At 61.5% G+C, this 18,790-nt stretch carries 19 protein-coding genes; 14 read left to right on the forward strand and 5 right to left on the reverse strand.

All coding sequences use genetic code 11. The features are described 5' to 3' along the window. The first annotated feature begins 38 nt into the window (after nt 1-38). Together ABD815_RS07195 and fghA are read left to right on the forward strand one after the other, a co-directional pair. Entirely contained in the window at nt 39-1,148 is a 1,110-nt protein-coding gene (locus tag ABD815_RS07195) for an S-(hydroxymethyl)glutathione dehydrogenase/class III alcohol dehydrogenase (RefSeq protein ID WP_344845643.1), read from the forward strand. After that, nucleotides 1,148-1,987: an S-formylglutathione hydrolase gene (fghA, locus tag ABD815_RS07200; protein ID WP_344845646.1), complete on the forward strand. Its 840-nt coding sequence runs from the start codon at nt 1,148-1,150 to the stop codon at nt 1,985-1,987. Before ABD815_RS07195 ends, fghA begins: the two co-directional genes overlap by 1 nt. Here fghA and ABD815_RS07205 read toward each other — a convergent pair. From ABD815_RS07205 to ABD815_RS07220, 4 genes are all read right to left on the reverse strand, one after another. Further along, a complete protein-coding gene (locus tag ABD815_RS07205) occupies nt 1,984-2,586 on the reverse strand; it encodes a nucleoside triphosphate hydrolase (RefSeq protein ID WP_344845649.1) in 603 nt (200 codons plus the stop codon). The genes fghA and ABD815_RS07205 overlap by 4 nt on opposite strands. Then, the gene (locus tag ABD815_RS07210) at nt 2,583-3,362 is read right to left on the reverse strand and encodes an ATP-binding cassette domain-containing protein (protein WP_344845652.1); all 780 of its coding nucleotides are present in this window, start codon (nt 3,360-3,362) and stop codon (nt 2,583-2,585) included. Before ABD815_RS07210 ends, ABD815_RS07205 begins: the two co-directional genes overlap by 4 nt. Beyond that, the gene (locus tag ABD815_RS07215; protein WP_344845655.1) at nt 3,362-4,426 is read right to left on the reverse strand and encodes an ABC transporter permease; all 1,065 of its coding nucleotides are present in this window, start codon (nt 4,424-4,426) and stop codon (nt 3,362-3,364) included. Before ABD815_RS07215 ends, ABD815_RS07210 begins: the two co-directional genes overlap by 1 nt. A 104-nt stretch (nt 4,427-4,530) precedes the next feature. Then, complete coding sequence (locus ABD815_RS07220; RefSeq protein WP_344845658.1) at nt 4,531-5,544, reverse strand: sugar ABC transporter substrate-binding protein; 1,014 nt, start codon at nt 5,542-5,544, stop codon at nt 4,531-4,533. A 161-nt stretch (nt 5,545-5,705) separates the two neighbouring features. Between ABD815_RS07220 and ABD815_RS07225 the strand changes: the two genes are divergently transcribed. After that, the gene (locus tag ABD815_RS07225; RefSeq protein WP_344845662.1) at nt 5,706-6,890 is read left to right on the forward strand and encodes an ROK family transcriptional regulator; all 1,185 of its coding nucleotides are present in this window, start codon (nt 5,706-5,708) and stop codon (nt 6,888-6,890) included. Between the two features lie 7 nt (nt 6,891-6,897). On the opposite strand, the gene ABD815_RS07230 is transcribed toward ABD815_RS07225, so the two are convergent. After that, nucleotides 6,898-7,803, reverse strand: coding sequence for a LysR family transcriptional regulator (locus tag ABD815_RS07230; RefSeq protein WP_344845666.1), 906 nt, complete (start codon nt 7,801-7,803; stop codon nt 6,898-6,900). A 99-nt stretch (nt 7,804-7,902) separates the two neighbouring features. On the opposite strand from ABD815_RS07230, the gene ABD815_RS07235 reads away from it, so the two are divergent. The 11 genes from ABD815_RS07235 (at nt 7,903) to ABD815_RS07285 (ending at nt 18,756) form a co-directional block, all read left to right on the forward strand. Beyond that, a complete protein-coding gene (locus ABD815_RS07235) occupies nt 7,903-9,081 on the forward strand; it encodes a cytochrome P450 (protein ID WP_344845670.1) in 1,179 nt (392 codons plus the stop codon). An 11-nt stretch (nt 9,082-9,092) separates the two neighbouring features. Continuing rightward, nucleotides 9,093-9,410: a 2Fe-2S iron-sulfur cluster-binding protein gene (locus ABD815_RS07240; protein WP_344845674.1), complete on the forward strand. Its 318-nt coding sequence runs from the start codon at nt 9,093-9,095 to the stop codon at nt 9,408-9,410. 110 nt (nt 9,411-9,520) lie between these two features. Continuing rightward, nucleotides 9,521-10,285 (forward strand): SDR family NAD(P)-dependent oxidoreductase, encoded by a 765-nt coding sequence (locus ABD815_RS07245; RefSeq protein ID WP_344845677.1) that lies wholly within the window; start codon nt 9,521-9,523, stop codon nt 10,283-10,285. A gap of 14 nt (nt 10,286-10,299) precedes the next feature. Further along, on the forward strand, nt 10,300-11,064 hold the full coding sequence (locus ABD815_RS07250) for a crotonase/enoyl-CoA hydratase family protein (protein WP_344845680.1): 765 nt from the start codon (nt 10,300-10,302) through the stop codon (nt 11,062-11,064). A gap of 67 nt (nt 11,065-11,131) precedes the next feature. Then, complete coding sequence (locus ABD815_RS07255; protein ID WP_344845683.1) at nt 11,132-12,172, forward strand: TRAP transporter substrate-binding protein; 1,041 nt, start codon at nt 11,132-11,134, stop codon at nt 12,170-12,172. 3 nt (nt 12,173-12,175) lie between these two features. Further along, nucleotides 12,176-12,718: a TRAP transporter small permease gene (locus tag ABD815_RS07260; protein ID WP_344845686.1), complete on the forward strand. Its 543-nt coding sequence runs from the start codon at nt 12,176-12,178 to the stop codon at nt 12,716-12,718. Then, nucleotides 12,715-14,037, forward strand: coding sequence for a TRAP transporter large permease (locus ABD815_RS07265; RefSeq protein ID WP_344845689.1), 1,323 nt, complete (start codon nt 12,715-12,717; stop codon nt 14,035-14,037). The genes ABD815_RS07260 and ABD815_RS07265 overlap by 4 nt, the downstream gene beginning before the upstream one ends. Beyond that, nucleotides 14,034-14,513 (forward strand): MarR family winged helix-turn-helix transcriptional regulator, encoded by a 480-nt coding sequence (locus ABD815_RS07270; protein ID WP_344845690.1) that lies wholly within the window; start codon nt 14,034-14,036, stop codon nt 14,511-14,513. Before ABD815_RS07265 ends, ABD815_RS07270 begins: the two co-directional genes overlap by 4 nt. Before the next feature lie 2 nt (nt 14,514-14,515). Next, nucleotides 14,516-16,330 carry a feruloyl-CoA synthase gene (locus ABD815_RS07275; protein ID WP_425549850.1) on the forward strand — a complete coding sequence of 605 codons (1,815 nt, stop codon included), beginning with the start codon at nt 14,516-14,518 and terminating at the stop codon, nt 16,328-16,330. Between the two features lie 9 nt (nt 16,331-16,339). Continuing rightward, nucleotides 16,340-17,212: an amidohydrolase family protein gene (locus ABD815_RS07280; protein WP_344845695.1), complete on the forward strand. Its 873-nt coding sequence runs from the start codon at nt 16,340-16,342 to the stop codon at nt 17,210-17,212. Further along, nucleotides 17,209-18,756, forward strand: a complete 1,548-nt coding sequence (locus tag ABD815_RS07285; RefSeq protein ID WP_344845698.1) for an acyl-CoA dehydrogenase family protein — start codon at nt 17,209-17,211, stop codon at nt 18,754-18,756. The genes ABD815_RS07280 and ABD815_RS07285 overlap by 4 nt, the downstream gene beginning before the upstream one ends. Nucleotides 18,757-18,790: the final 34 nt, after the last annotated feature.

The following is an 18,790-nucleotide window of genomic DNA, read 5'->3' on the forward strand; positions in this document are numbered from 1 at the left end:
TCGAGAGAACCGGATCGGACGATTAGGGAGAGAGATTTATGAAAACGCGCGCCGCCGTGGCCTTTGAGGCCAAAAAACCACTGGAAATCGTCGAACTTGACCTCGAAGGCCCCAAAGAGGGCGAAGTGTTGGTCGAAATCATGGCGACGGGCATTTGCCATACCGACGCATACACACTCGACGGTCTGGACAGCGAAGGCATCTTCCCCTCCGTTCTCGGCCACGAAGGCGCGGGCATCGTGCGCGAGGTCGGCCCCGGCGTGAAATCCCTCAAACCCGACGATCACGTCATTCCGCTCTACACGCCTGAATGTCGCGAATGTAAATCCTGCCTCTCGGGCAAAACCAACCTGTGTACCTCGATCCGCTCGACGCAGGGGCAGGGCCTGATGCCCGATGGCACCTCGCGGATGAGCTACAAGGGCGAAACGGTCTACCACTACATGGGCTGCTCGACCTTCTCCAATTTCATCGTCGTTCCCGAAATCGCTCTCGCGAAAATCCGCACCGACGCGCCGTTCGACAAGGCCTGCTACATCGGCTGTGGCGTGACCACCGGCGTGGGCGCGGTGACCAACACGGCTCAGGTGACCGTGGGCTCGAACGTCGTGGTCTTTGGCCTCGGCGGCATTGGTCTGAACGTCATTCAGGGCGCGCGTTTGGTCGGGGCGGACAAAATCATCGGCGTGGACATCAATGACGACAAAAAGGAATGGGGCGAACGCTTTGGCATGACCCATTTCGTCAATCCCAAAAAGGTCGACGGTGACATCGTGGCCCATCTGGTCGAGCTGACGGATGGCGGCGCGGATTATTCCTTCGACTGTACGGGCAATACCGAGGTCATGCGTCAGGCGCTCGAATGCTGTCACCGTGGCTGGGGTGTCTCGACCGTGATCGGCGTGGCTGAATCGGGCAAGGAGATTTCCACCCGCCCCTTCCAGCTCGTCACCGGACGGGTATGGAAAGGCACAGCGTTCGGCGGCGCGAAAGGTCGCACTGACGTGCCAAAAATCGTGGACTGGTACATGAACGGCAAAATCGAAATCGATCCGATGATCACCCACGTGCTTACTCTGGATGAAATCAATAAAGGTTTTGATTTGATGCACGCGGGTAAATCAATCCGTTCTGTTGTGGTATTTTGATGCTCGAACTGATCACGCAGAACCGATCCTTTGGCGGCACACAGGGTGTCTATCGTCATAGTTCCACCGCAACCGGCACGCCGATGGAATTTTCCATTTTTGTGCCGGACCACGCGGAGGGCGAAAAACTGCCCGTCGTTTTCTACCTCTCCGGTCTGACCTGCACGCAGGCGAATGTGACCGAAAAGGGCGAATTCCGGCGCGCCTGTTCCGAACTCGGGCTGATTTTCGTTGCGCCCGATACCTCGCCGCGCGGCGACGATGTGCCCGACGACGCGGAGGGCGCCTATGATTTTGGTCTGGGCGCGGGTTTCTATGTCGATGCGACCGAGCCACCTTTCGACACGCACTACAAAATGCGCAGCTATATCGAGGACGAATTCCCCGCCCTCATCGCAGAGTTCTTTCCCGCCGACCTGTCGCGTCAATCCATCATGGGCCACTCCATGGGCGGGCATGGCGCACTCACAATCGCGCTTCGAAACCCCGACCGGTTCAAAGCGGTCTCCGCCTTCGCGCCGATCGTCTCACCGATGAATTGTCCATGGGGGGAAAAGGCGCTGAGCGGATATATCGGAACCGATCGGGCCGACTGGCGCGCCTATGACGCCTGCGCCCTGATCGCGGACGGGGCACGGGTGCCCGATATCCTCGTGGATCAGGGGTCGGCAGACACATTTCTGGAAAGCCAGCTCGACCCCGAACTGCTGGTCAATATTTGCGATGCAAAGGGGCAGCCTCTGACCTTCCGCATGCAGGACGGCTATGACCATTCCTATTACTTCATCTCGACCTTCATGGCCGATCATCTGGAATGGCACGCGGTCCGGCTGGGTTAGCCGCGTAGGACCAGATCGGCGGGCAGGGTAGCGGCCGATATCGCGTCGGCGTTGGCCAAATCATTGCCCTCGGCGCGCTGGATTGCTGCCTCTTCGCCTAGTCCGAAGGTGCGCCAGCGCGTGACGAGGCGTTCGCGCAGCACCGCACGCGGCACGTCCAACCGGATGGAGAAATCCCATAGATCCGCCAGACCACGCCAGTCGGGGTGGTCAAAGAGCAAATAGTTGCCTTCCACGATCAATAACCGGTCCTGTGGCGTGATCATCTCGGCCCCCGCAATGGCAATGTCGCGCGTGCGGTCAAAGGTCGGGATGGCAACCTCACCTCCGGCTTTCAGGCGAGTGATCATGGCGGTAAAACCAGCGGCATCAAAGGTCTCGGGCGCGCCTTTGCGGGCCCGCAAACCCCGCGCGTCCAGAATGCGGTTATCGAGGTGAAATCCGTCCATCGGGACCACACGGCCACCGGTTCTGGCCGCCAGTTCATCGGCCAGCGTGGACTTGCCTGACCCCGGCGCACCGGCGAGCGCGACCAATACGCGACCGGCCCCGCCATGAGGCAGGGCCGCGATCCGTGAAACGAGATCGTCCGATATCATGCGGCTTCGATTTCCTTCTGCGACGGTTCTTTCGCACCGGTCATAAAGGCAACCGCGTCAGACATGCTATAGGCTTTGGGATCGATCACGCAGAGCCGTTTGCCCAACCGGTGCACATGGATTCGATCCGCAACTTCAAAGACATGCGGCATGTTGTGGCTGATCAGAATGATCGGAATCCCGCGCGATCGCACGTCCTGAATAAGTTCCAGAACACGCCGGCTTTCCTTGACCCCGAGTGCCGCTGTCGGTTCATCGAGAATGATGACCTTGGACCCGAAGGCCGCCGCACGCGCCACCGCCACACCTTGGCGTTGGCCGCCCGACAGGGTCTCGACCGCCTGGTTGATGTTCTGAATGGTCATCAACCCCAATTCGGCGAGCTTGTCGCGGGCGAAGTCTTCCATCTTCTTGCGGTCGAGCTGACGCATGAACTTACCCATGAACCCCGACTTACGGATTTCACGGCCCATGAACATATTGTCGGCAATCGACAGGGCAGGGGACATGGCGAGGGTCTGGTAGACGGTTTCGATACCGGCATTGCGCGCATCGTTGGGCGAGGAAAAATTGACTTTTTGCCCCTCCAATGTGACCTCGCCTGCATCGGCGTTGACCGCGCCTGACAGCGCCTTGATCAACGTCGATTTGCCGGCCCCGTTATCGCCAATCACGGCCAAGATTTCACCGGGGTAAAGTTCGAAGTCGCATTGGTCGAGCGCAACCACCTTACCATAGCGTTTCGTGAGATTGCGGGCTTTGAGAATGGGTTCCATCAGGCTGCTACCTTTCTGATCCATTGGTCTACGGCAACGGCGGCAATGATGAGCACACCGATGAGCAAATAGGTCCATTGTGCATCCGCGCCGAGCAGACGCAGTCCGAGGGTAAAGACCCCGACGATAAGCGCCCCGAAGAGCGTGCCCATGATCGAACCACGCCCGCCAAACAGCGAGATGCCTCCGATCACAACGGCGGTGATGCTTTCGATATTGGCCAACTGGCCAGAGGTCGGTGACACCGATCCGATCCGCCCGATCAGGGCCCAACCGGCAAAGGCACAGATGATACCGGCGAGCATATAGACCGAGATCAATGTGCCCTTCACGTTGACGCCGGACAGTTCCGCTGCCTCAGGGTCATCACCCACGGCATAGACATGGCGACCCCATGCGGTCTGGCGCAGCACATAGGCCAACACGACCACGAGCAGCACCATAAAGATCACGCCATAGGTGAAAATCGCTCCGCCGACGCTGATCTTGGTGGCAAAGAATTGCAGGAGAGGGGCCTCGGCCTCGATATCCTGCGCGCGAATAGTTTCGTTGGCAGAGTAGAGAAAGTTGGTGGCCAAAACGATTTGCCACATGCCGAGCGTCACAATGAACGGCGGCAATTTCATGCGCGCGACGAGCCACCCGTTGAGCGCGCCAATCGCGGCCCCAACGCCGATCCCGCAGACGATCGACACCGGTGCGGGCAATCCGTAGCGGAACGTAAACGTCCCCATCACGACCGAGCTGAGCACCATGATCGCGCCCACCGACAGGTCGATGCCTGCGGTCAGGATCACGAGCGACTGTGCCGCCGCGACAATGCCGACGATCTGAACCTGCTGCAGGATCAGCGTCAGCGCGAAAGGTGAGAAAAACTTGGACCCCAACAGGAGGCCGAAGACGACCAATGCGGCGACCAGAACGATCAACGGCACGAGGGCCGGCGTCGCGTGTAACTGGTTTTGGAACCGTGACACGATGCCTTTACGGTCATCGCTAAATTCCGCGAATTTTTCGGTGCCACGGGCACTTGCCGCGGCTTCGTAGTTGTCTTGCGCAGGCATGATATCTCCCATTTCCCCAGCAATGGGCTGGTGTGCAGAGGGCGGACCTAGGCCCGCCCTCCGGTAACTCTTGACCTTAGGTCAGGTCGTTACGTTTTGGCAACTTAACCCCAGCAGAGGTTCATGCCTTCTTCGATCGAAATCGACTCGACGCCATCTGCGGGCTCACCGGTGACGAGCGCCACGCCGGTGTCAAAGAAGTTCTTGCCGGGGGTGTTTTCAGGCTTTGTGCCATCCGCAGCCCACGCCGCAATCGCTTCGATGCCTTTGGAGGCCATCAGGAGCGGATATTGCTGCGACGTCGCGCCGATCACACCGTCTGCGATGTTCTGAACACCCGGGCAGCCACCATCAACAGAGACGATCAGCACGTCGTTTTCACGACCGATGGATTTCAACGCCTCATAGGCACCCGCAGCGGCGGGTTCGTTGATCGTGTAGACCACGTTGATCATCGGATCGGTTGCCAGAAGGTTCTCCATCGCCTTGCGGCCACCCTCTTCGTTACCGGCGGTCACGTCGTTGCCAACGATGCGCGGATCGGTTTCATCACCCCATTTGTTCGGGTCGCCGAGGTCGATGCCAAAGCCCTGAAGGAAGCCCTGATCGCGCAGAACGCCGACGGTCGGCTGGGATACAGCCAAATCGAGCATGGCGATTTTCGCGTTCGCGGCGTCATCGCCGAGTTTGGCCGCAGCCCATTTGCCGATCAGCTCACCTGCGAGGAAGTTGTCAGTGGCAAAGGTCGCATCGGCGGCGTCGATCGGATCGAGCGGGGTGTCGAGGGCGATCACGAGGATGCCTGCGTCACGGGCCTGCTGAACGGCGGTGGTGATGGACGAGGTGTCGGATGCGGTCAAAAGGATCCCTTTTGCACCGTCTGCAATGCAGGTTTCGATCGCGGCAACCTGCGTTTCGTGGTCCCCGTCAACCTTGCCTGCGAAGGATTTGAGCGCGATGCCCAACTCTGCGGCTTTGGCCTCTGCGCCTTCCTTCATTTTCACGAAGAAGGGGTTTGTGTCGGTCTTGGTGATGAGGCATGCGGATACGTCCTGAGCCATCGCTGCACCGGTGAATGCTGTCAACGCAATGGCGCTGCCTGCGAGTAGTGATTTCATAGATAGTCCTCCCAAATGTCAGCCCCGCCGGTTTCCTCCCTGGCGGGCTTGTGGGTTTTATAAATGCGATTCCCTTGCGCAGGTCAATAAATAAATCCACTTGATTTATTAATCTAACTTCTTCTATGACTCCTTGGCAGGTTCTAGTATCAAGGTTGGATATGAATGACGCAAACAACATTGAGATCAGAGGCTTACGCCCCGGTGTAAATCACACGGGCGTACGTGATCATAACGAGAGACTGGTGCTTTCGTTGATCCAAAGGCATGGCGAAATGCCCGCAACCGATCTCGCGCGTCACTCCGGCCTCTCTGCGCAAACCGTGTCAAATATTCTGCGCCGACTGGAAACAGACGGCTTTTTGCTGCGCGGCCAACCACAGCGCGGGCGGGTGGGAAAACCCTCTGTCCCGATGGCGCTCGATCCCGATGGCGCCCTCTCTATCGGGCTCAAAATCGGCCGCCGCTCCGCCGATCTGGCCCTGATGAACCTGCACGGAGAGGTGCTCAACCAACGTCAGATCACCTATGCCTATCCGATGCCGGACGAGATTTTCGGCTATCTGGAAACCGGCATGGAGGGGTTCATCGAAAACCTGTCGGACCGTCAGCGCGGGCGGTTGTGCGGTATCGGCATCGCCGCGCCATCCGAGTTGTGGTCATGGTCCGATACCATCGGTGCGCCGGAGGAAGATTTTTCGATCTGGGCCGTGACCGATTTCGACAAGGAAGTGCGCAAGTTCAGCGACCTGCCCCTGTTCACCGAAAACGACGGGACCGCCGCGGTGCGCGCCGAACATGCATTTGGGCGGGGTCGTGAATTCCACGACTACGCCTACCTCTTTCTGGGCTCGTTCATCGGGGGCGGGGTTGTCATCGACGGGGCCGTGCGCCGCGGCCCCTTGGGCAATGCGGGCGCGATTGGCCCGCTGCGCACCTCCGGTCGCGATGGGGTCGAACGCCCGCTTCTGGATACCGCGTCTCTCTACCTTCTGGAGGCGCAGATCGCACGTGCGGGCAAGGATCCCGGCGCGATGTGGCACCATCCACAGGACTGGAACGCTTTCGCGCAAGAACTCGACCCGTGGATCACCAAATCTGCGCGCGAAATTGCCAAGGCCTGCCGCCAGATTTGCGCGGTTTTCGATTTCGAAGCCGTGCTGATCGATGGCGCTTTCCCCCCCTCCGTGCGTCGCGATCTGGTGTTCGGGGTGCGCGCCGAACTCGAACGCCTCGACATGCGCGGCCTCGTGCCGCCCCGCATCGAACAGGCCGCCGTCGGGCATAATGCGCGCGTCATCGGTGCTGCCTCGATCCCGGTGTTTTCACAGTTCTTCCTGAACTAGGCGCGCCTCACGCGATCTGCGTCACCGTGCGGATGATCAGGTCGCGCACCCATCGGTGCATGGGTGCTGCATGATTGCGCGCCGTCCACACCAATCGGATTTCCAACGGTGAGGGAACCGGACACTCCGCCTCGTGCAGCGCCCCGCCAATGCGTTTGGACAGCCGCTCCGGCACCGTCGCCACGAGGTCCGTGCCGGTGATCAGCGCCTGCATCCCCGCCGGACTGGGCGTGCGCAGCGCGATGGGCAAATCATGCCCCTGCCGCTCCAGTTCGAGGATATAACGCGACTTCCACCGGCCCCCGTAGGTCACCATGATGTGCTCCAACCCGAGGTATTCCTCAAGGCTCAGCGCGGGCTTGGCAAAGGGATGCGCGGGGTCCATCAGGCAGACGTATTTCTCCTCGTAGAGCATGCGCGTGTAGAACCCTTCGCCGGAGCGCTCGAACGGCCCGATCAACAGGTCGGCCTCCATCCCCAGCAATCTTTCGTGCCCGATATCGGCGCTATCCACGATCTCGATCTTTAGCCGCGGCGCCTCGCGTTTGATCGCATGCACGATGTTGGGCACCAGCAGAACGCGTTCATAATAGTTGCAGGCCAGCGTGAAGGTCTCGGTGCTGCTTTCGGGGTCGAATTCCTGTGGGTCGGAGAGGCTTTTAAACCGCGCGATCAAATCCTCCGCCTCGCGCACCGCATCGATACAGCGTTGCGTGGCAACCAGATGACGGGCCTCGCGCACAAACAAGGGGTCGCCGAGAATCCGGCGCAGCTTGGCGATGGCGTAGGACACCGCCGACTGGTTCATCGACATCGCCTCCGCCGCACGGGTGAAAGAGCGCAGTTTGTACACCTGCACCAAAACGTCGAGCGTGCGGAAATCGGTCGAGAGGGGATCGGGGTTCTTTGACATATCCCCATCTAAAAATCAGATTGCACCTATCAGATCAATCGCATTGATTGATTTGTCCGCGCCTGTTCTTCTCTGTCCACGCCTGAGGGAGGAAAGGCTATGCTCGATTTGCCCGTGAACGAGACGGTGACGCTCGCCGATCTCCAACGCGATCCATACCCGATTTACAAACAGATGCGCGCCCGGACGCCGGTGGTGCGCGTGGCCCAGACGGGCCGTGTCTTTGTGACCCGTTTCGAGCTGACGAAATGGATCAAGGAAACGCCGGAAATCTTCTCCTCTAACGATCCGATCACCCCCATGCACACCGCCTTTCAGGCCCATACCCTGATGCGCAAGGACGGCGATGAACACCGCGCCGAACGCATGGCGATGCAACCCGCCTATTCCCCCAAAGCCATCCGCACCGACTGGGCCGACCTCTATGTGAAGATCGCCGAGGATTACGTCTCCCGCCTGCCGCGCGGTGAAACCGTGGACCTCTTCACCGACCTCTGCGCCCCCGTCGCGGCCCGCATTCTGGCCCATATTCTCGGGCTGGAGGAAGCCAGCGATGAGGAGATGATCCGCTGGTCGCAGGCGCTGATCGACGGGGCAGGGAACTTCGCGCGCGCTCCCGACCTCTTCGCGATCTCCGACACCGCGAATGGCGAAATGAATGCGCTCTTTGATCGGCTGATCGACCGTCATGTGGCCGCGCCGAATAACTCCGCCTTTTCGGTGATGCTGAACGCGAAAAAACCGATCCCGATGAGCCAGATGTACGCCAATATCAAAATCGCCATCGGCGGCGGGATCAACGAGCCGCGCGATGCGCTCGCCACGATCATCTATGGCCTGCTGACCAATCCCGACCAACTCGAAGAAGTGAAACGTCAGGCGGCATGGGGGGATGCCTTCGAGGAGGGCGTGCGCTGGGTCGCGCCGATTCAGGTCAGCGGCCGTCGCACCACAGAAGACGTCGAAATCGGCGGCTGCCATGTGCCAAAAGACACCACTGTCATGACCATTCAGGCCTCCGCCAACCGCGACGAAGCCGTCTATGGCGACGACAGCGAGGACTTTAATGTCTTTCGCGAAAAGCACCCGCATCAGTCCTTCGGCTCCGGCCCGCATCATTGCGCAGGCGCCCATGTCGCCCGCCGCACGGTAGGGGAGATCATGCTGCCGCTTCTATTTGACCGCTTCCCCGACATGACCCTTCCCGACCCCGATGCGGTGATCTGGTCGGGCTTCGGGTTCCGCGGACCGCTCAACATGCCCGTTACACTGAACTGAGGAGACCCGTTTTGGTCGCAATTACCTTCATCCACCCCGATGGCACGCAGCAAACCGTTGATGCACGCGAAGGCGACAGCGTGATGCAAACCGCGCTGAACAATTCAGTGCCCGGCATCTTTGCCGAATGCGGCGGCGCGATGATGTGCGCCACCTGCCACTGCTATGTCGATGAGGCGTGGAGCGACAAAACCGGCGAGCGCACCGAATCCGAGGAAGACATGCTCGACTGCGCCGAGGCCGAGATGCGCGACACCTCGCGTCTGACCTGCCAGATCAAGGTCACGCCCGACCTCGAAGGTCTTGTTCTGAGCGTTCCGCAGGTGTGAAGGCGTCCTCGCATGGCGTCGCGGTGATCCCAAAAAAATGTAGCGATGACTAATTGTTTATAGACAGAACAGTTTTGTCGTCCTACTAATTGTTCCGGGGAGATATATCGATGCGTATAGCGGGGATGACAGCGGTAGTGACCGGCGCGGGCAGTGGCCTTGGCGCCGCAACCGCGCGCCATCTGTCGTCACAGGGCGCACAGGTTGCCTGTCTCGATCGCTCTGTGGAAGCCGCCGAAGAGGTCGCCCGCCACATCAACGGCATCGCCATCGCCGCCGACGTCAGTGATCCCGTGGCGGTAGAAGCCGCCTTTTCACGCGCCGAGGCCGAGTACGGTGTCCCGCGGATCGTTGTCTCCTGCGCAGGCGTGGGAACGGCGTCGCGCATTCTGCCCCGTGACGGGGCCCTTACAATCGACGCCTTTGAACACACGCTGCGGGTCAACCTTCTGGGCACCTACACCGTCATGAACATTGCCGCCCGCGCCATGGCCGCGGCCGAGCCGGTCGATCCCGACGGCGCGCGCGGCGTGATCATCAATACCGCATCCGTCGCCTACGAGGACGGCCAGATCGGGCAAGCGGCCTACGCAGCCTCCAAGGGTGGCGTCGCCTCGATGACACTTCCGGCTGCGCGCGAACTCGCCCGCGTCGGCATCCGCGTGATGACCATCGCGCCGGGCCTGTTTGAAACCGCGATGAGCGCGGGCCTGCCTGACGACGTGCGCGCCGATATCCTCAAAAACGTGCCCTTCCCGAGCCGGATGGGCCTGCCCGAGGAATACGCGCAACTTGTTGAACAAATTGTAGAAAATTCCATGCTGAACGGCACGGTGATCCGGTTGGATGCCGCCGCTCGCATGCCGATAAAATAACAGGACAAATCGTTTTGAGTGACCACCTGAAGATCGACATCGACGGCCCAATCGCCGCCCTGACCATGGATCGGCCGGGCAAGCGGAATGCGATGTGCGATGGTCTGCTCGACGAGATCGACGCCTTCTTTTCCAAAATCCCAGAGGGCGTGCGCGTTGTGATCCTGACCGGGGCTGCGGGGCATTTCTGTTCCGGTCTCGATCTGTCCGAACATGTCGCCCGTGACGCCGAAGGCACCATGCGCCACTCGCGCAACTGGCATCGCGTGATGGAGCTGATCAAATTCTCCGGCGTGCCAGTGATCTCTGCCCTTTACGGCGCGGTGATCGGCGGGGGCCTCGAAATGGCCGCCGTCACCCATGTGCGCATTGCCGAACCCTCGACCATCTTCCAGCTTCCCGAAGGGATGCGCGGCATCTTTGTCGGCGGCGGCGCAACTGCCCATGTGGCCCGCATTCTCGGCCCCGACCGGATGTGCGAAATGATGCTCACAGGGCGCAAATACGGCGCCGAGGAGGGGCTGCGTCTCGGTCTCACCCATTACGCGGTGGGCGAAGGCGAGGCCATGCCATTGGCGCGCGAACTGGCCGCAAAAATTGCCAAGAACGCGACCCTGTCCAACTACATGATGATTCAGGCGATTGCGCGCATCTCCGATATGTCGCGCACAGATGGGCTTTTCACCGAAAGCCTCGCCGCAGCCGTTTCACAAACCAGCGCAGATGCCGAGGAGGGCCTGCGCGCGTTTCTTGAAAAACGACCGCCGATTTTCCGGTAGGTCCAAAAATGACCTGCCACAAAGGCGGGCATCCGTAACCATGTCGCAATTCAAGGGAGGACGACATATGACTTCTATCACTCGCCGCACAATGCTGGCGTCAGTGGGCGCGGCTCTTGCCACGCCGGCCTTTATCAAAAAACTCAATGCCGCAGAACAAACCCTGCGTCTGCACTCCATGCTGCCTGGCCCCGCACCGATGAACACCGCGTTCTTCGAGCCGTGGATCAAGGAACTCGTCGAGGCCTCGAACGGCGCAATCGACGTTCAACTCTTCCCCGCGATGCAGCTCGGCGGCAAACCACCCCAGCTCGTCGATCAGGTGCGCCAAGGCATCGCCGACATCTCGTGGACGCTGCCGGTCTACACGCCCGACCGCTTCCCGGTTGCCGAAACACTGGCACTGCCCTTCATGGTCACCAACGCGGAAAAAACCTCCGTCGTGATGCACACCCTGATGGATGAGTTCGGCAAAGACGAATACCCGGGCATCAAAAACCTCGCCTTCCACACCCATGATGGCGGCAAATTCCACACCCGCGAAAATCCGGTTCTCACATCCGCCGATCTCGACGGTCTGAAACTGCGCGCGCCAAATCAGGCGACGGGCGATATGCTCGCCTCGATGGGGGCCGAAGTGGTGTTCTTCCCCGTCACGGATATGGTCGTCGGCCTGTCCAACGGCGTGATCGACGGTTGCTGCCTGCCCTATGAGGTGGTGCCTGCGTTCAAACTTCAGGAACTCACCAAACATTCCTCGGCACCGGTCGCAGGCGCGCGTGGCCTCTATGCCAATACCTTCTCGCTGGTCATGGGCCAGAAAGCCTACGAAGCCATGTCCGACGATCTGCGCAAAGTGATCGACGACCACTCCGGCCCCGAGCTTTCGCTGCGGATCGGCAAACAGTTCGACGTGTTCGAAGCTGGCGGCAAAGCGGTTGTTGAAAAGCAGGGCAACGAGATCCACGAAATCTCTGCCGAGGTTATCGCCGAGTGGCGCGAGCGTTCCGAACCCATCCATGCGGCATGGGTCGAAAAGCTCAACAAATCCGGTCACGATGGCGACGCGATCCTCGCGCGCGCCAACGAACTGCTCGACGCAGGCTGATCCATGGCCGAACGTCTCTCAGTCGAGACCAACGAACAGGGGGGGCAATCCCTCCTGTTCCGCGCTCTGCATGCCATCTGCATCGCCTGTGCGAGTGCGGGCGGCTTTGCCATTTTCGCCACGGCACTGGTCGTGACCTATTCCATCACCACGCGAAACCTCGGCCTCGGCGGTGTGCGCGGTGATTTCGAACTGGTCGAACTGGTCTGCGTGGCCTGTGCATCGCTGTTTTTGCCGCTGTGCCAATTCACCCGCGGGCATGTGCTGGTCGATATCTTTACCCTCTGGATGTCCCCGCGTGCCCAAGGGCGCATCGACGGCTTCTGGATGCTGCTCTTTGCCGTCGTCTGGGCCATTCTGGCGTGGCGACTGACCCACGGGCTGAGCGATTTCTATTCCTACGGCGATAAATCGATGCTGCTGCGCTTTCCGATCTGGCTGATCTATGTGCCCGCCATTATCGGAACCGGCCTCTCCGCGATCGTCGCCTTCCTGATGAGCTTCCCGCTCATGTTCCCCACAACATTCCGAGGCATGGCAAGATGACCCCGACATTGGTTGCGACTGCAATGGTGGTCATCCTTCTGGCCCTTATCTTCGTGCGTATGCCCATCGCCCTGGGCATGGGCGCGGTGGGTGCGGCGGGGTATTCGATCCTGTCCTCGCCACAGGGCCTGCTGGCCTATCTCAACACCGCCTTTGTCGAGAAATTTTCTTCCTACGAACTGGCCATCGTGCCGCTGTTTATCCTGATGGGGCATCTGGCCACCCGTGCGGGCATATCGCGTGCGATCTTCGCGGCCTCTGCGTCGTGGATCGGGCACTTACGCGGCGGGCTCGCCATGGCCTCGGTCGCAGGCTGCGCCCTCTTCGGGTCAATCTCCGGCTCGTCTCTGGCGACCGCATCGACCATGGCCCGTGTGGCGCTTCCCGAAATGCGCCGTCACGGCTACTCGGGCGCATTGGCGTCGGGGTCACTGGCGGCGGGTGGCACGCTCGGCATCCTCATTCCGCCCTCGGTCGTGCTGATCATCTACGCGCTGCTGACCGAACAGAACATCGTCAAACTCTTCCTCGCGGCCACCATCCCGGGCATCCTCGCGGTCATCGGATTTTGTACCGCCATCGCCATTTACGTGCGCATCTTCCCCGAAGAGGGCCCGACCCAACCGCGCGCCGACCTCAAAACCCGCCTGCGCTCGCTGGCCGATATCTGGCACGTGGTCCTGATCTTCGTCGTCGTGCTCGGCGGTATCTACGGCGGCTTCTTTACCCCCGCCGAAGGGGCCTCTGTCGGTGTGGTCATGATGCTGCTCGCAGGCCTGCTGACCGGTGGCCTCAACGCGCGCGCCATCCTCGATTGCTTTATCGACACCGCCGGATCGACCGCGATGATCTTTGCCATCGTCTTTGGCGCCGATATCTTCAACGTCGCGCTCGCGCTGTCGCAAATGCCCGCCGCGGTGGCCGACACGATCTCCGGCTCCGGCATTCCCCCGCTCGCCGTCCTGCTGGCCATCATCGTGTTCTACCTGATCATGGGCTGCCTGATGGACAGCCTCTCGATGATCCTGCTGACCGTGCCGGTGTTCTTTCCAACCATCATGGCACTCGATTTCGGCATGGTGCCCGAAGCACAGGCGATGTGGTTTGGCATCATCTCCCTTGTGGTGGTGGAAATGGGGCTGATCACGCCGCCCGTCGGCATGAACCTCTTCGTCATCTCCTCGATGGCCAAAGACATCCCGACGTCGCAAATCTTCCGCGGCACGGTGCCCTTCATCATGGCCGAAGTGGTGCGTATCGGCATCCTCGTGGCCTTCCCGATGCTGAGCTACTGGCTCGTCATGGTGGTGACCCAATGACCCAGACTTCCTCCCCTGCGAGCACTGCCGACACCAAGGCGAACACCGATACGCTCAACCGGTTCATCGGCTACCGGATGAAGCGAGCCTATATGGTGGTGCTCGACGACCTGATGAAAACGCTCGACCGGATGGGGCTACGCGTGACCACGTTCTCCGCCCTTTCGGTGATCGTCGAAAATCCCGACATCACCCAGACCCAACTCGCCCACGCGCTGCGCGTCGAACGCTCCGGCGTGGTGGTCATCATAGACGATCTGGAACTGAGCGGCCTCGTGACACGCGGGCGCGTGGATGGCGACCGGCGCGCCTATGCGCTACGCGCCACGCCCAAAGGCGAGGCCAAACAAAAAGAGGCCAGTGAGGCGGTGAGCGCCCATGAGGATCGTGTGTTCTCAAAGCTGACCCCGCAGGACCGCACCACCTTGAGCACCCTTCTAACCACCATCGAACGGACCGGGAGTTTGGAGACGTGATTGTGAAAGATGCCACCACCGGCCTGTCCCTTGCCCCCCATGCGGTGAACACGCGCCGCGATGGATCCGACCTCTACCTCACCACCCGCGTGCCGCTCGACCCCGTGGTCAGCGACACCTCGGTCTGGCTGGACCGTTACGCGCGCCAAACCCCCGATGCCGTGGCCGTCGCCGAGCGGGCAGGCGAGGGTTGGCGCGAAATCACATATGGCGAATTGCTCCCCATGGTGCAGGCCATCGGCGCGTCCCTCTCAGGGCGCGGTTATGGCACGCAGTCCCCGATCGCGATCCTGTCGGGCAATAGCATCGACCACCTGCTGCTCTCGCTCGGCGCGCAATATGTCGGCGTGCCCACGGTGCCTCTGGCCGAACAGTATTCCCTGATCACAGAGGCCCACGGCCGCCTGAACTATGTCCTCGAAAAGGTGCGCCCCGCCGCCGTTTTCGTTGACGATGCCGCCAAATACGCCGCCGCGCTTGCCCTGCCCAATATCGACGGGATGGAGGTCTTTGCCTCCCGCACAGAGGGTGCCCCGCGCCCCGTCACCGGTTTTGACACCCTGCTCGCAGGCGATACGTCCGTCGATCTGGCCGCCGCGCACGCCACCGTCGGCCCCGATACGGTGGCCAAAATCCTCTTCACCTCGGGATCGTCCTCGGACCCCAAAGGGGTGCTGACCACGCAGCGGATGATGTGCGCCAATCAGGCACAGATGGCCTCCGTTCTGCCGTTCCTCAAAGAACGCGCCCATCGCATCACCGACTGGCTGCCGTGGAACCACGTCTTTGGCGGCTCCCATAACGTCAACATGATGCTCTCGACGGGTGGCACGCTCACCATCGATGCCGGCAAACCGACCAAGGCTCTTTTCGGCGAAACCGTGCGCACCCTCATCGACCGCCCCGGCACGCTGTCCTTCAACGTGCCCGTGGGCTTTGCGCTGCTGGTGCAGGAGATGGAGGAAAACCTCGCCCTGCGACAGGCCTACTTCGAAGACCTCGACATGATCTTCTACGCGGGTGCCTCGCTGCCCCAACCGGTCTGGACGCGGCTCGAAGAAATGGCGATGGAGGTCCGTGGCCGCCTGCCGTTGATGATCGCCTCTTGGGGTATGACCGAAACCGCGCCCGCCACCATCATGCTGCACGAACCGATCGGGCGCTCGGGCGTCGTTGGCGTGCCGCTGCCGGGGACGGAAATCAAACTCATGCCCGACGATGAAATGCGCTGCGAATTGCGCGTCAAAGGCCCCAACATCACACCGGGCTACTTTGGCGATCCCGCAAAAACCGCCGAAGCTTTCGATGGGGACGGCTTTCTCATCACCGGCGACGCGGTGCGCTTTGTCAATGACGACGACCCCGATCGTGGCCTCGTGTTCGACGGGCGCGTGTCGGAGGACTTCAAACTGCTGACCGGCACGTGGGTGCAGGCGGGCAGGCTGCGCCTCGATGCGCTGGAGGCGCTGCGCGGTCTGGTGCAGGATATCGTCATCTGCGGCCATGACCGCGGCGAAATCGGCCTGCTGATTTTCCCCAAGGCGGGCGTCGTGCATGATACCAATACCTCGAACGGGGCCTGTGTCGACGAACATCTGATGGCCGACATCCATCACGTCCTCACCGACCTCGCACGCGCCAAAACCGGCTCTGCCAAACGCATCTCGCGCGCCCTCATTCTGGCCGAACCCGCATCGCTGAAAGACCACGAGATCACCGACAAAGGCTCGCTCAACGTGCGCCGCATCATCACCCGCCGCGCCGACCTTCTCGAACGGCTCTACGATAACGAAGACCCCGCGCTCATCCGCGTCTAAGAGGCTCATATGGTTGATTTTTCAAAAGTCCGCGCCATCGATTTCCACACCCACGCAGAAGAACCCTGCGGGTGCCATAGCGATGACGGTTACGACGATCTGCAAACCACGATGGCCAAATATTTCGGCGCCCCGTGGGAACACCCGCCCACCATCGCCGACACCGCCGCCCATTACCGCGCCATGAATATCGCGGCGGTGATTTTCCCCGTCGATGCAGAACGCGAAACCGGCTACCGGCGCTACAACAACTACGAGGTTGCCGAGGCCTGCGCCGCCGAGAGCGACATCCTCATCCCCTTCGCCTCCATCGACCCCGCAAAGGGCAAACTGGGCGCGCGCGAGGCCCGCGATCTGGTCGAAAACCACGGCATTCAGGGCTTCAAATTCCACCCCACGATGCAGGGGTTCTACCCCAACGACCGCGCCGCCTACACGCTCTACGAAGCCATCGCAGAGACCGGCAAACCCGCACTCTTCCACACCGGCCAGACCGGCGTCGGATCGGGCATGCCGGGGGGCAACGGGATGCGCCTGAAATACTCCAACCCGATGTATATCGACGACGTGGCGGTGGATTTCCCCGACATGCCGATCATCCTCGCGCACCCCTCCTTCCCGTGGCAGGAAGAAGCGCTCGCCGTCGCCACCCACAAACCCAATGTCTACATCGACCTGTCGGGCTGGTCGCCAAAATACTTCCCGCCGATTCTCGTGCGCTACGCCAATACGCTGTTGAAGAAAAAGATGCTCTTCGGCTCCGACTGGCCGATGATCGCGCCTGAAAAATGGCTCGACGCGTTTGATGCGGCCGAGTTCCGTGACGACGTGCGCCCGCTGATCCTCAAAGAGAACGCCATGCGGCTCCTGGGGGTGGCGTGACGCCGTTTTCGGCCCCCGTCGAGGACATTCTTTTCAGCCTGCGCGATGTCGCGGGCGCGGCGCGGGTGCCGGATTGGGATGCTGACCTAACGGGTGAAATCATCGCGCAATTTGCCCGCTTCGCCGAGGACATTATCGCCCCGCTCGACGAGAGTGGAGATGCGCAGGGTTGCCGTCTCGATGCGGGGCGGGTGGTCATGCCCGACGGCTTCAAAGAGGCCTACGGCCAACTCGCCGAAGGCGGCTGGCAGGGGCTGACCCTGCCCGAGGATCACGGCGGCATGGCGCTCGACCCGCTTACCGCTGCTGCCGTGTCGGAGGTCTTTTCGGGCGCCTGCCACTCCCTGCAAATGATCTGCAATCTGGTGCCCGGCGCCGCCGCCACGCTGCGCCGCTTTGGCTCGCCCGATCAACAGGGCGAATGGCTCCCCAAACTCGCCTCCGGTGCCGTCCTGTCGACCATGTGCCTCACCGAGGCGGGCGCGGGATCCGACCTGTCGCGCATCCGAACCCGCGCGACGCGTGATGGCGAAAACTGGGCCCTCACCGGCGACAAAATCTTTATCTCCGGCGGCGACCAGAACCTGTCCGACGACATCCTCCACCTCGTTCTGGCGCGCACCGGCACGCCCGGGGACGGGATCAAAGGCCTGTCGCTCTTCCTGACCTCCAAATCGGGGGCAGGCGAGGCCATTTCCATCACGCGGATCGAGGAAAAACTCGGCCTTCACGCCTCACCGACCTGCCAGATCGCCTTTGATGACGCCCCCGCCGAACTTTTGGGTCACGAAGGCGCGGGGTTGGCGGCGATGTTCACGATGATGAACCACGCCCGCATCGACGTCGCTCTGCAAGGTGTCGCCCACGCCAGCCGCGCCCACCATATTGCTCAGAGCTACGCGACCACGCGCCAACAGGGCCGCAAACCCGACGGCCGCGACGCCATGCTCGCCGATCACGCCGATGTCGCGCGCATGCTCGCCGATCAGGAAAGCCTGAGCCTTGGCGCGCGCGCAATGGCCCATATCGCGCTGGTGGAAATGGCGCTCGGGGCGCGTCCTGCGTTGGTCGATTTCCTCACGCCGGTGTGCAAGGTGTTCTGCACCGAGGCCGGCATCCGCGCCGCCGATCTGGGCATCCAGATCCTCGGCGGCTACGGCTATCTCACCGAATATCGCATCGCTCAAACATGGCGCGACGCGCGCATCACCGCGATCTACGAGGGCGCCAATGGCATCCACGCCGCCGCCATCGCCACGCGCGGCCTCAAAGGGGAGGGGGGCGACCACTTCGCCGCCCTGATCGGCGAACTGACCGATAACCCACGCGTTCTGGCCCTGCTCGCGCGCTGGAACGACGCGCGCACCACGCTCACCAAATCCGCCACACCCACCGCCCATGCGCATGACTTCATGGCGCTCACATCCACGCTCTTCTACCGCGCGGTCTGGTGCAAAATCGCCGCCGCCGATCCCGCGCGCGCGCCGCTGCGCGACCATGTTCTGAATGCGCCCCTGCCGATCGGCGACGCCGCCTTCACCTGATCGCCATAACCGCGGTGGACCAGCGCGCCAAAAT

The sequence above is a fragment of the Celeribacter arenosi genome (genome assembly GCF_039539485.1).
Lineage (GTDB): Bacteria > Pseudomonadota > Alphaproteobacteria > Rhodobacterales > Rhodobacteraceae > Celeribacter > Celeribacter arenosi.

Coding starts and splice junctions, on each gene's coding strand:
- ABD815_RS07195 (WP_344845643.1), top strand. CDS start 39: ATGAAAACGCGCGCCGCCGTGGCCTTTGAGGCCAAAAAACCACTGGAA.
- fghA (WP_344845646.1), top strand. CDS start 1,148: ATGCTCGAACTGATCACGCAGAACCGATCCTTTGGCGGCACACAGGGT.
- ABD815_RS07205 (WP_344845649.1), bottom strand. CDS start 2,586: ATGATATCGGACGATCTCGTTTCACGGATCGCGGCCCTGCCTCATGGC.
- ABD815_RS07210 (WP_344845652.1), bottom strand. CDS start 3,362: ATGGAACCCATTCTCAAAGCCCGCAATCTCACGAAACGCTATGGTAAG.
- ABD815_RS07215 (WP_344845655.1), bottom strand. CDS start 4,426: ATGCCTGCGCAAGACAACTACGAAGCCGCGGCAAGTGCCCGTGGCACC.
- ABD815_RS07220 (WP_344845658.1), bottom strand. CDS start 5,544: ATGAAATCACTACTCGCAGGCAGCGCCATTGCGTTGACAGCATTCACC.
- ABD815_RS07225 (WP_344845662.1), top strand. CDS start 5,706: ATGAATGACGCAAACAACATTGAGATCAGAGGCTTACGCCCCGGTGTA.
- ABD815_RS07230 (WP_344845666.1), bottom strand. CDS start 7,803: ATGTCAAAGAACCCCGATCCCCTCTCGACCGATTTCCGCACGCTCGAC.
- ABD815_RS07235 (WP_344845670.1), top strand. CDS start 7,903: ATGCTCGATTTGCCCGTGAACGAGACGGTGACGCTCGCCGATCTCCAA.
- ABD815_RS07245 (WP_344845677.1), top strand. CDS start 9,521: ATGCGTATAGCGGGGATGACAGCGGTAGTGACCGGCGCGGGCAGTGGC.
- ABD815_RS07255 (WP_344845683.1), top strand. CDS start 11,132: ATGACTTCTATCACTCGCCGCACAATGCTGGCGTCAGTGGGCGCGGCT.
- ABD815_RS07260 (WP_344845686.1), top strand. CDS start 12,176: ATGGCCGAACGTCTCTCAGTCGAGACCAACGAACAGGGGGGGCAATCC.
- ABD815_RS07265 (WP_344845689.1), top strand. CDS start 12,715: ATGACCCCGACATTGGTTGCGACTGCAATGGTGGTCATCCTTCTGGCC.
- ABD815_RS07270 (WP_344845690.1), top strand. CDS start 14,034: ATGACCCAGACTTCCTCCCCTGCGAGCACTGCCGACACCAAGGCGAAC.
- ABD815_RS07280 (WP_344845695.1), top strand. CDS start 16,340: ATGGTTGATTTTTCAAAAGTCCGCGCCATCGATTTCCACACCCACGCA.